The organism is Mesorhizobium sp. KACC 23794, assembly GCF_052180275.1.
Lineage (GTDB): Bacteria > Pseudomonadota > Alphaproteobacteria > Rhizobiales > Rhizobiaceae > Kumtagia.
On sequence record NZ_CP197465.1, the window covers coordinates 175316 to 188961 of the forward strand.

Below are 13646 nucleotides of genomic sequence, written 5' to 3' on the forward strand. Positions count from 1 at the left end.
CAGTGTCGCCAATCCATTGCCCGAACGGTTTGGCGAAGGTGTCGATTAGCGGGAAGCAAAAATAGACGAAAGCCCACATGGCCGCGAGAAATACCACCCAGCACCCTGCTCGAAACAGGAACCGTCCTGTCCGGGAGAAATGCTCAGGTGGTCGAAAATGATCGTAGCTCACTGCCGAAATCTACCCGTGAAGACGAAGTTCGGAAAGTCTCGACGTGAAACAGTCACAAGAATCCAATCTCCCCACGTTGCTCGACCATATGGCGGCCATAGAGGCCCGTCTCAGCTTGAATGTCGCTGAAGGCAAGATCGACAGCGATCTTATCGAAACCCTGGTGCGCGTCTTCGCCTGCCAGGGCGTCCAGCCCAACAACATAATTGACCTGCTCATCTTCGGACGGGCCTGCCACAGCGGTGCGCAAGCATTCCAAACCCACGGGCACATCGATACAGCTAACCTGTTGCACGCCATGGGGCAGGACATGCTGTCAAAGACGGTGAACATGATCTCTCACCTGGCAGCCCAGAGCATAAGCGAGTTCGGTGGGGTCAAGCACTGATGAGCCGATCCTCTGCCAAGGAAATCGCAAAGCCCTACGAGCCCACGCCTCGGGAATTGCGGGCACTGTCGGCTCAGGAAAACCGACATCAGAAACGCCAGCCTTCGCCGCGCATGAAGGTTGGTGGAGGCCACAGCGGACGCGCCATTGCTGCTGACCATCCCGACCCGGAAACCGGCTTCACGCTGATAATGGAATCGCTTGGCACGTCGAGTTCGGATTTCGCGTCCTCGATCATTGCCCAGATCGCCAGCATCCAGGCTACCAAGGACGGCGCGGTGGAAGAGCAAGTTCTTAACCACGGTCTGGCGTTCGTCAAAGGCGTCCAGCCGCGTGACGAGGTTGAATCCATGCTGGCTGCCCAGATGGCTGCGGTCCACATGGCAACAATGACCTTCGCGCGCCGGCTCGCGCATGTGCAGACGATCCCGCAACAGGACAGCGCAGAGCGCACCTTCAACAAGCTCGCCCGCACGTTCGCAACCCAGGTTGAGGCTTTGAAGCGGTATCGTAGCAAGGGCGAGCAGCGGGTCATCGTCGAGCGCGTGACCGTGCATGAGGGCGGCCAGGCCGTTGTCGGCGTCGTCGAGAGGGGGGAGGGATGACCGAAAAATCAGCCGGAAATCTCATGGATAAGGCACATGCAGCGCCTCGCTGCCGCGCCAAGAGCAAACGCAGTGGTGAGCGCTGCAAATGTGCGGCTGTGCGTGGCAAGAACGTATGCAGGATGCACGGTGCCTACGCGGGAGCCCCGCGCGGACCCTCACACGGCATGTACAAACACGGTAGGTTCACCTGCGAGGCGATCGATGCACGCAGGCAGATTGCCAAACTGATCGCCGACGCACGACGAACGGCCATAACGATCGAGTGACGATCGGTCGACCCACTGACAGATTCCCAAACGTAGAGGCTGATGCAGGTCGCATTGCAAAATTGAGCGACCTCCCAAAATGCCATTGCGTCAGCGAATCCCATCCGTTTTGATCGAGAGTCACGTTCAAAACAGGGTGGGGTAAATGGGTATCAGCGTACGTCGTTATCTGCTTCCGGAAACAGCAGAGCCACGTCGAATCTCGAACAGGCTGGCCAACGGCCTTATCTTCGGGGAGGACGCCATCCCCGAGTACGCGGGGACACGGCAGAAAATTTTGACCGTCTACATCGACAACGAAGAGGGCAAGCCGCAACAGGTTCGTGGCGCCGACGGCTCCGTCTGGGTATTTGATGATGAGGGGAAAATTCGGGAAGGCCTGTTGGAAGCGCTCCGGCTCGCGATGGATTCAATGCCGCTCCCTGAAAAAGACGACGCAACCGTCGTGAACATCACAGGGAAGCTCCAGCGTAAAAGGCTCGAAAGACAGTACCGCTGGGAGCCCACTGCCCATGATATCGACCGAGTGCTGAAAGACATCTGGCCTGCCAAGGACGACAAGCAATTCAAGATGGAGAAGGGCGAGAAGCCGGTTCGTCCCGCAATGACCTGGCAGGCAACGGAGGCAATGAGGAAAGTCCAAAGCCAGTTCTTCGAGATCGACCATGCTGTCGACCGGCTTCCCGAACGGAGCCTTCCCGGCTTCGCGTTCGAGGCAAGGAGCAGATCTGAGGATGATCCTGACTTCGGCCCGATCTACCGGGCTGTGGCTGAAATGGCCGAATTGCGGCTAGAAATCATGAGGCGCCGCCGCCGCAACAAAGGCATCTGGTATGCCCGTCTATCTATTACGATGTGGGGCACGGATCACATTGGCGAAGAGGTCGGTTCGCACTTTGAACGGTGCGAGAGCCGGAAAGCTGCGGTCGCGGCCGCACGGCGGCTGCTGGTCGAGCATGCGCCAAAGTTCGACGAGACTACGACCGTCGATGCGGAGCTATTCACCGAACTCGAATGGGAGAGCCAGCATATTGGAATGCGTGGCGATTGAGCCGTCGCCTGATGGTGTAGTGTCGGTATTATGGAGCTAACTCACCAAATGTGATGTGTTTGCCGTCGTTTGAGATGGTAGCAGGCCGTTGGCAGCATGGGTGCACGGACCGCGCAATAGTGTTAGACGCTACCCCCGACTCGGTTTATCGTAGGACTTCTAACCTATGGAGAGTCACAATGCTTGCTAGCGCGCGATACCGAGAATCTGGAACGTTCTCGGTACTCGGGAGTGATGGCAACTACCGTCAGGTCGAGATTGTCCAAGAATGGCATGACGGTGGCGTTTCGGGCATGAAGACGGCGTACCTCGACGACGGCACTCGTCTTAACAGCCCGGACGGCGGCAAAACGTTCATTCACCCCGGAACCGGTATCACGTTCAAGCGCTGCTAATACTTTTTCGCTGCTGAGCATTTTTGATTAAGCTCCTCGCGTTTGGATCAGGGAGGGGCAAATGGCGATTTTGGTAAAACGCGGCGGCTCAACAAGGAGCGGATGGACGGGAACCGGAGCTGCTAGTGTGATGAATGGACCGGCCGGAGTTTGCATATCCTTCCAGCTATCGTCAGCCGGCGGCGGGGCGACGGATGTACAATGTGTCATTGAGCCAGAGAGTTACGCCGAGATTGCATACTACATGATGGTGCGCAACCCGGTGGCGGCGACGCGTGCATTCGCGAAGGCGTTCATGGAGCGCGATAGCGGGGAGAAGATCAAGGACGCCAAGCCGCTTTGGTGATCGGGGAACGGAATCTGTAAACCATCCGTTATGTCGCCTAGGGCTAGAATTTGACACCCGACGTGAAAGGGTCATAATTGCAAGCCTTCAGATAGGCCGCCTCAAAGGACCTCAGTTCATGGCCGCCGCAGCAAAGTTTTCCCTATATCACCTTTTTATCGGTGTGGCCTCGGCTGTGAGTCTCACGCTATTGGGCGTGCTCGTCTCGCAAATGCTTACACAAGCTGGAACGTTAGGAGAATATGGCGCGCGCCTTAAGACAATTGAGGACGGGGTAGCCACCACAGGCGCCAACATCGTGACGCTAAGCCAGGCGGTGGACCAGGGCTTCTTGAAGGCCGACACCAATTTTGAGAATCTCAAAACGACGTTCGACGAAGACGCTACCGATCCCACCAAAATGATAGCTAGCATGGGCTTGGTAGAGCCAGGCGAAGTCTTCGGTGCGGTCATCTACAACAATGCGCTTTGGGCCTTCCCGGCTAGTGAGGCGATGGCCGTGAGATTGCAAGCATCGGGATTGCGCCGCGAACAAGTCAACAGCGCACTGCATGGCTATAAGGTCAGGAGCATAAGTGCCGTTGGACTAATCGCGCCGGTTCCGGCGCCGCAATAGTCGCTAATCTCCTAGCAGCCACACAAACCCGCCTGACACTGCCGCCGTGGCCACCGCCCAAACCGGCACCGTCCACCACCTAACAGGTGGTCCGCCGTAGTCAGGGGATTTGTCGTAGCCGGACATGGCGATGATCCCTTTCGGAACCTGTCTAAAACACCGACAAGTATGTCAACCACCAAGCCACGAAGAAGGCGCCTGCCGCTAGAACCACGATCAACGTCCCGAATAACCATCGGTTGGAGAAAGTCAGCCGCACAGCATCGCGCTTGGCTTCGTAATTCGGGATCAAAATCAGGTCGCTAATCCACCACACGCCTATTATCAGTGGCGGAAACACACAAACCCAAGCGTTCTCCTTTATAAGATTGGCAAAAGATTTTATCCATTCCTCGGTCTCGACATTAGGATCAGCAAAGCCGTTGACGAAATTTATCAATGTTAAAAGAGTTGCCGTTACAGTAAATAAAACTGTCCTAAACTTATCCGAATTTTGCTTTCTTTCCGAGAACTTTAAGTCCAGATACCCCTTAGTCGCGTTAATTGAGTCCTTTGTTGCTTGATCATTGAATTGTGGTATGTCGAGTGGCAAGCCTTGCCGCTTTGATTGTTCTTCCGCAATAGTTTTAAAGGAGCTCAGATAGGCCAAAACCCCAAGGACACGGACTTGCTCGGTCGGTTCTAGCCTCCGTTTTGAATTTATGATATAGAAATAAAGTGCATATACAACACGGCTGCACCACTCCAGCGTCCTGCCCTCAACGCGGTAAGTCGTAATCATAGTGTCCGCGTCTGGACTATGATGTTGATGCTGATGTGATATATCCCTAAGAAAGAAATATAGCTGATCTGCCCAGATGGCATCTATGTTAACCTTCTCTGCGGCAGCAAATCGTTCTGAGTTGTCATAGATTTCGTCATCTGAAAACGCAACTCGGCTTATTGTGGTCATACCGTTTCTGTGAATTACGGCGTTAGCGCTGAAGTCAGTTAGCGCTGATAGTTCATCATGGATTATCTTATAGTTAGCAATCGTGTATTCGTCTGGAGAATCTTCGGCCGTTCGAAATACTGGAAGCCAGGCAGAGAAAAGGCCATCAATTTTTAGGTATCCTTCCGATCCTGGTCGCATCACATAGATTCGACCGATAAGAGGATCATCAACAGAACGCGCGCCACGCCTGGACCTCGCGCAAAACACAAACTTAAAGTCACCACTTACTTGAAAAAACCGGGAAAGAAGGCGGGGAAAGAGAACGTCGGTCGTTTGCCGCCGCTGCAATGCAATCACATATTGATAAGACGCTGTCCCTAAGTTGGCGTACTGTGCCGCGCTTGGATGCCGGCACTCACCAATGATTTTGAACGATAGCCGTCCGTTAACCGTTGGTATCCACCCACGATAAGAAACAAGCTTCGCCATCAAACGACGTGGTCGACCACGTCGTTTCGCAATTTTCCGTTCGCCTCGATACGGTGATATTTCTTGTTGTAGACCACGCCGGCGCGCACTCTCCCATCAGGGAACTCCCCGCGCTTCACCTTTGCCTTGCCTGAAATGGCGGCCTTGATAGACGGATAACGCGCGCGGGATTTTTCGTACTCCAGACGGTCGTACGTCATGATTCTGATAGCGAACCTCAGCAGGGCCAACCCAATCCCCGCCGCTATTAATGCCCCTGCTATTTGGACATATGCCATCGCTGCTGCTCCCGATTCGGCGAAAAGTAGTGTAACGCAAAAAAGACTTGACATAAACAAGAATCTGATTCTCGAATTGTGATCTTAACAGGGATATTAATTCTTTCTTTCGGCAGGTAGGCTCGGGCCGAGCGGCCAAAGCGTTGTCAAGCCCCCAAATTACGTCTCCAAGCTGATCTGCCGGACGCCCATCGCGTCCATGCACATCATGAAAAACGCGGCGGTGAAGCTCCACCGGCTTATCTTGTTTGCCAGATTGCGCTCCGTCGCGCGCGCCCCGCTCGTTAGTTTCTCGGCGAGGATCGCACTGTGTTATCCAACGCCTCAATCCGGCCTTCAACGCTTACCCAATGCGTTTCGACGATACGCCTTGCCGGCTTTGCGCCCCTCAGGCCATAGCCGGTTGCCGGAACAGTTTAAAGGCGACAGCAGATCATCTCGCCGTGAGAGCAGGTTTCGGGGGTTTTGTCGGTTAGGTCTCTTGGCGAACGTGAAATTGTAGCCAGGCCGGCGGCCCTTCGATCATAGCGCGCTTTCTTGGTTGCCACTTCCAAAGCACAGGCGCTTAAGGACAGCGAGGCTAGATGCGAATCGACCCCTTTTGAAGTTTCGATCCCCCGTCAGCTTCATGCCGGCCGGCGGCTACCGTACTCGACTGGACTCCACAGATGTCCAACATCAGCCGCGAATGTGCGCGAACTAAAAGTGGGGAAAGGAGTGGGGATGAAAGAGTCGCTCTGTAAAAAGCGATGCAAAATCATCTAGATAGGTCTGGTAGTTGGTGGAGCCAAGCGGGATCGAACCGCTGACCTCCTGCATGCCATGCAGGCGCTCTCCCAGCTGAGCTATGGCCCCATCTTTCCGGCGATGCCGGCACCCTGGCGGGTGTAGGAGACGGCCCCGAAGGTCCGTCGCAGAAGGCGGCTTCTAAACCCGCCTTTCCGCAATATCAAGCCTCTCGTGAAGGCAATTTTCCCGCCGCCGTCCTGGCAACGGGAGCTAGATCAGATCTCGTCGTCCTCGCCGACGCCGACAATGCCGGTCACGTCGTCGCCGTCTTCCTCTTCGTCTTCGAGGAACACGTCTTCTTCCACTTCGCCGAGATCGACATCGTCATCGCCGAGATCCGGCAAGTCGTCGCCGCCCTTGGCCTCGTCGTCGGCCTCTTCGAGCGAAACGACGTCCGGCGTTTCCTCTTCGGTGTCGACTTCGCGCTCCTCGGCCTCCTCATCGTCGACAGGCTTGACGCTTGCCGAATCGAAATAGGTGCGGGGATATGTTTTGCCGGTATAGGGGGAGACGATCGGATCCTTGTTCAGATCGTAGAATTTCCGGCCCGTTTCCGGGTCTATCCGTTTGGTGCCGAGTTCTTCTTTTGCCACGTCTTAGCCTCGTCCTGAAAGAACGGTCCCCATAACCGCAGTTCACTGCCCTGTCAAAGCCAAAGCTGCGCCGTTTTCTCTTGAAAAATGCGGCTTTCAGGCCCTCGCGCCAGGGGATGACCGCCTCGGAACTCCATGATAGGAGACCGCCGCGAACGATGAAACACCGACCGCCGCACTCCCGGCGTCAGCGACGAGGTCAGGAAATGTCCCATCAAGGCGGCGCGCGGCCGGCGACGGCCAGGAAATCCCCCGCGCTCAAGGGTACCATTCGCATCCCCGGCGACAAGTCGATCTCGCACCGCTCCTTCATGTTCGGTGGCCTGGCGTCTGGCGAGACCCGCATCACCGGGCTGCTGGAAGGCGAGGACGTGATGCGCACCGGCGAGGCGATGAAGGCGATGGGCGCCGTCATCGACAAGCGCGGCGGCGAATGGATCATCAAGGGCGTCGGCAATGGCTGCCTGCTCGAGCCCGTGGCGCCTCTCGATTTCGGCAATGCCGGCACTGGTTCCAGGCTCACCATGGGGCTGGTGGGCACCTACGACATGAAGACGACCTTCGTCGGCGACGCCTCCTTGTCGAAGCGGCCGATGGGCCGGGTGCTCGATCCGCTCCGCCAGATGGGCGTGCAGGTTCTGGAATCGGCGGCCGGCGACCGGATGCCGATCACCTTGCGCGGACCGCGCCATGCAGCACCCATCGCCTATCGCGTGCCCATGGCCTCCGCGCAGGTCAAGTCGGCAGTCCTGCTCGCCGGCCTCAACACGCCGGGCATCACCACGGTGATCGAGCCGGTGATGACCCGCGACCATACCGAAAAGATGCTGAAGGGATTTGGCGCAAGGCTGGAGGTCGAGACCGACAAGGAAGGCGTGCGCCACATCCGCATCGAAGGTCAGGGCAAGCTTTCGGGCCAGGTCATCGCCGTTCCCGGCGATCCGTCCTCGGCCAGCTTCCCGCTGGTCGCCGCCCTGATCGTGCCGGGGTCCGACATTTTGATCGAAAACGTGCTGATGAACCCGACGCGCACCGGCCTGATCGCCACGCTGCTCGAAATGGGCGCCGACATCGAACTGATCGACCGCCGCAATGCCGGCGGCGAGGACGTCGCCGATTTGCGCGTGCGATCGTCCGAGCTGAAGGGCGTGACCGTGCCGCCGGAGCGCGCGCCGTCGATGATCGACGAATATCCGGTGCTGGCGGTGGCCGCGTCCTTCGCCGAGGGCGATACCCTGATGCAGGGGCTGGAGGAGTTGCGGGTGAAGGAGTCCGACCGGCTGTCGGCTGTGGCCGATGGTCTGAAAGCCAACGGCATCGACTGCGACGAGGGCAAGGAGACCCTGCTGGTGCGCGGAAAACCGGGCGGCAAGGGTTTTGGCGGCGGCACCGTCACGACACATCTCGACCACCGCATCGCGATGGCTTTTCTGGTCCTCGGCCTCGCCACCGAGAAGCCGGTGACGGTCGACGACCAGGCGATGATCGCCACCAGCTTCCCGGAATTCATGGGGCTGATGGCGGGGTTGGGGGCGGAGATCGCTTAGTCTAGGGCGGCAGTTAGGGTGTCCGCTCATCAAGCTTGCGTATAAGGTCGCGGATCGCGGCAGTGTTCTCTTCAATGGCTTTGGTGTTCGCGTCGCCTGTGGCTTCGTGAGCCTCGCCCTTCGCGTCGTAGATTTTGCGCTGCTCGTTCATGAACGCAAAATATCGCCTTTGACTGAACCAACCGATAATCCAAAAAACTGCCCCGAAAAGTAGCGCCGAGGCAATCATCCAAGAATATCTGCTCTCCACTTCGTCCACTCCATGCGTTTTTGCAAAAACTAGCAGGAATGCCTCTCTTCGTCATCTGGGTTTGTCAAAGGCATAAGCGCCCATGATTAGCATTCTCGAATGAAAGACGGCGAGGATGATCCAGTTCATCTGATCGAGGACCCAGCCAGTGGGGATCGCTTCCTTGTCTATGGCACCGATAAGGGTCTTCGCCTCGACATTCGCTGCCAGGGCAAAACGCTTTGGATGACGCAGGCACAGATTGCCGAGCTTTTTGGACGGGACCAGTCCGTCATCTCTCGCCACATAGCGAGTGTGCTTGAGGAAGGTGAATTGGACGAAGGGGGCAATATGCAGAAAATGCATATTGCTGGATCGGCCAAGCCTGTGGCGGTCCATAGCTTGGACATGGTCATATCCGTCGGCTACCGCGTTTCACCGGCGATTCAGAAATCGTGCGGTTGTGTGCGGAGGGCAGCTGAGTTCGGAAACTTTGCTCTGAAGTGAAAAGAAAATCTTGAGCTCGTGAGCGCATTATCCATCGCGGCGACCGGGCGCGAGGAACCAAGAATGTTCATGGTGGATGGCAAACTCAGCAAGGTGAAGAAATTGCCAGACGGCAGGGTCGCCTATGGGCGTGGGCCGCAAAGCCCGGCTTCGATCTTGACGCAAGACCAGTTGACCGAGATTCAGCGTCTGAATGCGAAGAGATGGGTACTCCCCTACGGATTTCTGCTGTTCGGCGGAGCCCTCTGCTTCCTATCGCTGAAAGCACAGGTTCCCATCCTTATAACCCTGTGCTTTTTTCTGTTTGGCGCATGTGTGTGCTTGGCCTCGTTCATCCGATCCACGCGCTGCATCGAGGATATATTGCGCGAAGCCCCCTTTGAGGCGGAGACGCCGCCCAAGATTCCCGTCCCGCTCGCGGTCAGGTCGATTTGGCGTGCCACCGACGATTTTCACCTTTCGATCGGAATGTGGATGGCAGGCTTCGTCGCATTGTCAGCGGCTTTTGGTGTCGTTGCGAAGGTAGTCAATTTGGGGAACTTTGACTCGAGCGGCAAATTGCATTCAATGCCGCTGCTATTGATCGCGGGTGGTTCATCGCTGATTTTCTCGTTATTTCGAAATGAACATCGCCGCCGGCGTATCGAAACGCGTGACAGGCCTTCAGCAAAGCCGCCCGCGTCGGAGATTTGAGACAGGATCGTCGACATGTACCAACCGCCGCATTTCCGCGAGGAAGACCTCGCCGTCCAGCATGCGCTGATCCGCGCGCATCCGCTTGGCCTGCTGATCACTGCCGGTCCTGATGGTCCGACCGCCAACCCCCTACCGTGCCATCTCGAGGCGGGGCGCGGAGACAGGGGCACGCTGCAGGTGCATATGGCGCGGGCGAACGGCCAGTGGAAGGAACTGCTTGCCGGCGCCGTGCCGCTCATCGTCTTCCAGGGCACGGAAAACTACATCACGCCGTCCTGGTACGCGACCAAGCAGGAAACCGGAAAGGTCGTGCCGACCTGGAATTATGCGACGGTGCAGGTGAAGGGGAAGGCGGCCGTTATCGAGGATGCGGATTGGCTGCGCCGGCAGATCGGCGCGCTGACCGGCGTGCATGAAGGCAGGCGCGACGCCCCTTGGGCGGTCGGCGACGCACCGGACGCTTTCATTGCCGCGCAGATCAAGGGCATCGTCGGCGTCGAGATCGAGATCACCGAGATCGTCGGCAAATGGAAGGTCAGCCAGAACCGGCCGGCCGCCGATATCGCCAAGGTCATCGAAGGGCTGGACGAGCCGGGCCAGCCTCACGCCAATGCGGAAATGGCGGGCCTGGTGCGCGAGTACGGCAGCCGTCGATGACTGTTGGCGACATTCCAATGCCGGTGGGACTTGCCGCGGGAACGCGGACGGATGTTTCGTCCCGGTCTGGCGAATGACGGTGCTCGACGCGCTGTTTTCGGCGGCAACGACCTATCTCCTGTATTTCATGGGCGGATTCCCCTTTGCCGTCTGGGCGGGCATGGGCGCCTATTCGTCATCGCTTGCCAACTACGCTAAAAATCGCCCGGCGCGACCCAGCCACGCGAGGACGTTCTTCTGCGTCATCCTGCCGATCCTGCTCGTTGCGTTCTATTTCTGGAACAGCAGCGGGCAGGCCGGGACCGCCGATCCGTCCGGCATCGCAGCGGAGGACGACTGGACACAGGTGATGTTCCTGCTATTGCCGCCATGCTTCGGCCTGATCGCCGGCTATGGTGCCGGCATTGTCCTGGCCAATCGGCGGAGAGATGAACACATCGGCCGCCCGCTGCCGGCGGGTTACCGGCGTGGCGATAATTCGAGGGAAGTAATGACATCATCTATGACGATCGCCATCGACGGCCCGGCCGCTTCCGGCAAGGGAACGCTCGGCCGCCGCATCGCCGACTATTACCATCTGGCGCATCTCGACACCGGCCTCACCTATCGCGCCGTGGCGCATATGCTGATCAGCAAGGGCTGGCCGCTCGACGACGCGGCGCATGCGATCGAGGCCGCCCGGCTGGTCGATCTCGGCCAGCTCGACAAGCACGCGCTGTCCGCCCACGCCGTTGCCGACGCCGCGTCGAAGGTGGCAGTCATGCCTGAGGTGCGGCGCATCCTGGTCGACAAGCAGCGCGCCTTCGCCGCGCAACCCGGGGGCGCCGTGCTCGACGGCCGCGACATCGGCACGGTCGTGTGCCCCGACGCTCCCGTAAAACTCTACGTGACCGCGAGCGCCGAAGTGCGCGCCATGCGCCGCCTGCGCGACATCGAAGGGCGCGGCGGCTCGGCCGATCCGGCGGAGATCCTGTCCGACATCCAGCGCCGCGACGAACGCGACATGGGCCGCGCCGACTCGCCGTTGAAGCCGGCCGCCGACGCACACTTGCTCGACACGTCGGAAATGTCTATAGAAGCCGCGTTCCGCGCAGCCAGGTCGATCATTGACGGCGTCCTTGCCGAGCGGAACGAAGCCTGACACGCGCCGGCGTCTTTCCCGTCCGAGGGAAATCCCACTGGTCCGACATCGGGCACGAACCAACCTGCCAGCATTCCACATGCGCCGGATTGCCGCTCGCGTAGCGGCCTGAGGTCTTCAGGAAGACCGGAACGCCGGCAGGTCAACGCAACACGAACCCACGGCGCCGCCTCGCGGAAAATGCGAGGCCATCCAGGAGAACCAATGTCTGAATTCAACCCATCCCGCGACGATTTCGCCGCCCTTCTCGACGAGTCGTTTTCCAGCGGCCATTCCGGCGAAGGCCAGGTCGTTCGCGGTATCGTCACGGCCATCGAAAAAGACATGGCCATCATCGACGTCGGCCTGAAGGTCGAAGGCCGCGTGCCGCTGAAGGAATTCGGCGCCAAGGCCAAGGACGGCCAGATGAAGGTCGGCGACCGCGTCGAGGTCTATGTCGAGCGCATCGAGAACGCGCTGGGCGAAGCCATGCTGTCGCGCGACAAGGCCCGCCGCGAAGAGAGCTGGGTCAAGCTCGAAGAGAAATTCAACAAGGGCGAGCGCGTCGAAGGCGTCATCTTCAACCAGGTCAAGGGCGGCTTCACCGTCGATCTCGACGGTGCCGTTGCGTTCCTGCCGCGCAGCCAGGTCGACATCCGTCCGATCCGCGACGTCACCCCGCTGATGCACAACCCGCAGCCCTTCGAGATCCTGAAGATGGATCGCCGCCGCGGCAACATCGTCGTGTCGCGCCGCACCGTGCTTGAAGAGAGCCGCGCCGAGCAGCGCTCCGAGATCGTCCAGAACCTCGAAGAGGGCCAGGTGGTCGAGGGCGTGGTCAAGAACATCACCGACTACGGTGCGTTCGTCGACCTCGGCGGCATCGACGGCCTGCTGCACGTTACCGACATGGCATGGCGCCGCGTCAACCATCCGACCGAGATTTTGAACATCGGCCAGACGGTCAAGGTGCAGATCATCCGCATCAACCAGGAAACCCACCGCATCTCGCTCGGCATGAAGCAGCTCGAGAGCGATCCGTGGTCCGACATCGGCTCGAAGTTCCCGATCGGCCGCAAGATCCGCGGTACGGTCACCAACATCACCGACTACGGCGCCTTCGTGGAGCTGGAGCCGGGCATCGAGGGCCTGATCCACGTCTCCGAGATGAGCTGGACCAAGAAGAACGTGCACCCCGGCAAGATCCTGTCGACGACCCAGGAAGTCGACGTGGTGGTGCTCGAGGTCGATCCGGCCAAGCGCCGCATCTCGCTCGGCCTCAAGCAGACGCTGGAGAACCCGTGGCACGCCTTCCAAGCCAACCACCCGGTCGGCAGCGAAGTCGAGGGCGAAGTCAAGAACAAGACCGAGTTCGGCCTGTTCATCGGCCTCGACGGCGATGTGGACGGCATGGTGCACCTCTCCGACCTCGACTGGAACCGTCCGGGCGAGCAGGTCATCGAGGAGTATCAGCGCGGCCAGATGGTCAAGGCGCAGGTGCTCGACGTCGACATCGACAAGGAGCGCATCTCGCTGGGCATCAAGCAGCTGCAGCGCACCGCTGCTTCGTCGGCCGGCGGCGAGGCCGGCGGCGACCTGCGCAAGAACGCGGTCGTCACCTGTGAAGTCACCGGCATCAAGGACGGCGGCATCGAGGTGCGGCTGGTCGAGAGCGGCGTCGAGTCCTTCATTCGCCGCGCGGATCTCTCCCGCGACCGTGACGAGCAGCGCCCCGAGCGCTTCTCGGTCGGCCAGAAGGTCGACGCCCGCGTCATCGCCTGGGACAAGAAGACCCGCAAGGCGCAGGTCTCGATCAAGGCGCTGGAAATCGCCGAGGAGAAGGAAGCGGTCGCCCAGTACGGCTCGACCGACTCCGGCGCTTCGCTCGGCGACATCCTTGGCGCGGCGCTCAAGAGCCGCACCTGATCGACGGAGGCTTTCGAGCCGCCGCTGAAAAACGAAAAA

The 13646-nt window shown here is 59.1% G+C and carries 17 protein-coding genes and 1 tRNA gene; 11 read left to right on the forward strand and 7 right to left on the reverse strand.

Annotation, left to right across the window (positions count from 1 at the left end):
• Window positions 1–215 precede the first annotated feature (215 nt).
• The 3 genes from ACSBOB_RS00925 to ACSBOB_RS00935 all read left to right on the forward strand — a co-directional run bounded on the left by ACSBOB_RS00925 (window position 216) and on the right by ACSBOB_RS00935 (window position 2485).
• Window positions 216–560, forward strand: coding sequence for a hypothetical protein (locus tag ACSBOB_RS00925; protein ID WP_442580599.1), 345 nt, complete (start codon window positions 216–218; stop codon window positions 558–560).
• A 56-nt stretch (window positions 561–616) separates the two neighbouring features.
• Window positions 617–1165 carry a hypothetical protein gene (locus ACSBOB_RS00930; RefSeq protein WP_442580600.1) on the forward strand — a complete coding sequence of 183 codons (549 nt, stop codon included), beginning with the start codon at window positions 617–619 and terminating at the stop codon, window positions 1163–1165.
• Window positions 1166–1579: 414 nt separating this feature from the next.
• Window positions 1580–2485 (forward strand): hypothetical protein, encoded by a 906-nt coding sequence (locus ACSBOB_RS00935; RefSeq protein WP_442580601.1) that lies wholly within the window; start codon window positions 1580–1582, stop codon window positions 2483–2485.
• A gap of 164 nt (window positions 2486–2649) precedes the next feature.
• On the opposite strand, the gene ACSBOB_RS00940 is transcribed toward ACSBOB_RS00935, so the two are convergent.
• Window positions 2650–2901 carry a hypothetical protein gene (locus ACSBOB_RS00940; RefSeq protein WP_442580602.1) on the reverse strand — a complete coding sequence of 84 codons (252 nt, stop codon included), beginning with the start codon at window positions 2899–2901 and terminating at the stop codon, window positions 2650–2652.
• 40 nt (window positions 2902–2941) lie between these two features.
• Here ACSBOB_RS00940 and ACSBOB_RS00945 point away from each other — a divergent pair, with 40 nt between their 5' ends.
• On the forward strand, window positions 2942–3226 hold the full coding sequence (locus ACSBOB_RS00945; RefSeq protein WP_442580603.1) for a hypothetical protein: 285 nt from the start codon (window positions 2942–2944) through the stop codon (window positions 3224–3226).
• Between the two features lie 118 nt (window positions 3227–3344).
• Window positions 3345–3842, forward strand: a complete 498-nt coding sequence (locus ACSBOB_RS00950) for a hypothetical protein (RefSeq protein WP_442580604.1) — start codon at window positions 3345–3347, stop codon at window positions 3840–3842.
• Between the two features lie 151 nt (window positions 3843–3993).
• Here ACSBOB_RS00950 and ACSBOB_RS00955 read toward each other — a convergent pair whose 3' ends face one another.
• From ACSBOB_RS00955 to ACSBOB_RS00975, 5 genes are all read right to left on the reverse strand, one after another.
• Window positions 3994–5265 carry a hypothetical protein gene (locus tag ACSBOB_RS00955; protein ID WP_442580605.1) on the reverse strand — a complete coding sequence of 424 codons (1272 nt, stop codon included), beginning with the start codon at window positions 5263–5265 and terminating at the stop codon, window positions 3994–3996.
• A complete protein-coding gene (locus ACSBOB_RS00960; protein WP_442580606.1) occupies window positions 5265–5543 on the reverse strand; it encodes a hypothetical protein in 279 nt (92 codons plus the stop codon). Before ACSBOB_RS00960 ends, ACSBOB_RS00955 begins: the two co-directional genes overlap by 1 nt.
• A gap of 159 nt (window positions 5544–5702) precedes the next feature.
• Window positions 5703–5846 (reverse strand): DUF6471 domain-containing protein, encoded by a 144-nt coding sequence (locus tag ACSBOB_RS00965; RefSeq protein ID WP_442583936.1) that lies wholly within the window; start codon window positions 5844–5846, stop codon window positions 5703–5705.
• 476 nt (window positions 5847–6322) lie between these two features.
• Window positions 6323–6398, reverse strand: a tRNA-Ala gene (locus ACSBOB_RS00970).
• Between the two features lie 149 nt (window positions 6399–6547).
• Window positions 6548–6925 carry a TIGR02300 family protein gene (locus tag ACSBOB_RS00975; protein ID WP_442580607.1) on the reverse strand — a complete coding sequence of 126 codons (378 nt, stop codon included), beginning with the start codon at window positions 6923–6925 and terminating at the stop codon, window positions 6548–6550.
• Window positions 6926–7131: 206 nt separating this feature from the next.
• Here ACSBOB_RS00975 and aroA point away from each other — a divergent pair, with 206 nt between their 5' ends.
• Window positions 7132–8472 (forward strand): 3-phosphoshikimate 1-carboxyvinyltransferase, encoded by a 1341-nt coding sequence (gene aroA, locus ACSBOB_RS00980; RefSeq protein ID WP_442580608.1) that lies wholly within the window; start codon window positions 7132–7134, stop codon window positions 8470–8472.
• Window positions 8473–8485: 13 nt separating this feature from the next.
• Here aroA and ACSBOB_RS00985 read toward each other — a convergent pair whose 3' ends face one another.
• Window positions 8486–8623 (reverse strand): hypothetical protein, encoded by a 138-nt coding sequence (locus tag ACSBOB_RS00985; protein ID WP_442580609.1) that lies wholly within the window; start codon window positions 8621–8623, stop codon window positions 8486–8488.
• A 198-nt stretch (window positions 8624–8821) separates the two neighbouring features.
• Here ACSBOB_RS00985 and ACSBOB_RS00990 point away from each other — a divergent pair, with 198 nt between their 5' ends.
• From ACSBOB_RS00990 to rpsA, 5 genes are all read left to right on the forward strand, one after another.
• Window positions 8822–9208, forward strand: coding sequence for a hypothetical protein (locus ACSBOB_RS00990; protein WP_442580610.1), 387 nt, complete (start codon window positions 8822–8824; stop codon window positions 9206–9208).
• Window positions 9209–9271: 63 nt separating this feature from the next.
• Window positions 9272–9901, forward strand: a complete 630-nt coding sequence (locus tag ACSBOB_RS00995; RefSeq protein WP_442580611.1) for a hypothetical protein — start codon at window positions 9272–9274, stop codon at window positions 9899–9901.
• Between the two features lie 15 nt (window positions 9902–9916).
• A complete protein-coding gene (locus tag ACSBOB_RS01000; protein ID WP_442580612.1) occupies window positions 9917–10561 on the forward strand; it encodes an FMN-binding negative transcriptional regulator in 645 nt (214 codons plus the stop codon).
• A gap of 490 nt (window positions 10562–11051) precedes the next feature.
• Window positions 11052–11702 (forward strand): (d)CMP kinase, encoded by a 651-nt coding sequence (gene cmk / locus ACSBOB_RS01005; RefSeq protein WP_442583937.1) that lies wholly within the window; start codon window positions 11052–11054, stop codon window positions 11700–11702.
• Window positions 11703–11906: 204 nt separating this feature from the next.
• Window positions 11907–13607: a 30S ribosomal protein S1 gene (rpsA, locus tag ACSBOB_RS01010; protein WP_442580613.1), complete on the forward strand. Its 1701-nt coding sequence runs from the start codon at window positions 11907–11909 to the stop codon at window positions 13605–13607.
• Window positions 13608–13646: the final 39 nt, after the last annotated feature.

Bases quoted from the DNA above. Each gene is read 5' to 3' on its own strand.
- cmk (WP_442583937.1), top strand. From the start codon at position 11,052: ATGACATCATCTATGACGATCGCCATCGACGGCCCGGCCGCTTCCGGC.
- ACSBOB_RS00950 (WP_442580604.1), top strand. From the start codon at position 3,345: ATGGCCGCCGCAGCAAAGTTTTCCCTATATCACCTTTTTATCGGTGTG.
- ACSBOB_RS00945 (WP_442580603.1), top strand. From the start codon at position 2,942: ATGGCGATTTTGGTAAAACGCGGCGGCTCAACAAGGAGCGGATGGACG.
- ACSBOB_RS00960 (WP_442580606.1), bottom strand. From the start codon at position 5,543: ATGGCATATGTCCAAATAGCAGGGGCATTAATAGCGGCGGGGATTGGG.
- ACSBOB_RS00935 (WP_442580601.1), top strand. From the start codon at position 1,580: ATGGGTATCAGCGTACGTCGTTATCTGCTTCCGGAAACAGCAGAGCCA.
- ACSBOB_RS01000 (WP_442580612.1), top strand. From the start codon at position 9,917: ATGTACCAACCGCCGCATTTCCGCGAGGAAGACCTCGCCGTCCAGCAT.
- ACSBOB_RS00940 (WP_442580602.1), bottom strand. From the start codon at position 2,901: ATGCTCAGCAGCGAAAAAGTATTAGCAGCGCTTGAACGTGATACCGGT.
- ACSBOB_RS00990 (WP_442580610.1), top strand. From the start codon at position 8,822: ATGAAAGACGGCGAGGATGATCCAGTTCATCTGATCGAGGACCCAGCC.
- rpsA (WP_442580613.1), top strand. From the start codon at position 11,907: ATGTCTGAATTCAACCCATCCCGCGACGATTTCGCCGCCCTTCTCGAC.
- aroA (WP_442580608.1), top strand. From the start codon at position 7,132: ATGTCCCATCAAGGCGGCGCGCGGCCGGCGACGGCCAGGAAATCCCCC.
- ACSBOB_RS00955 (WP_442580605.1), bottom strand. From the start codon at position 5,265: ATGGCGAAGCTTGTTTCTTATCGTGGGTGGATACCAACGGTTAACGGA.
- ACSBOB_RS00995 (WP_442580611.1), top strand. From the start codon at position 9,272: ATGTTCATGGTGGATGGCAAACTCAGCAAGGTGAAGAAATTGCCAGAC.
- ACSBOB_RS00985 (WP_442580609.1), bottom strand. From the start codon at position 8,623: ATGAACGAGCAGCGCAAAATCTACGACGCGAAGGGCGAGGCTCACGAA.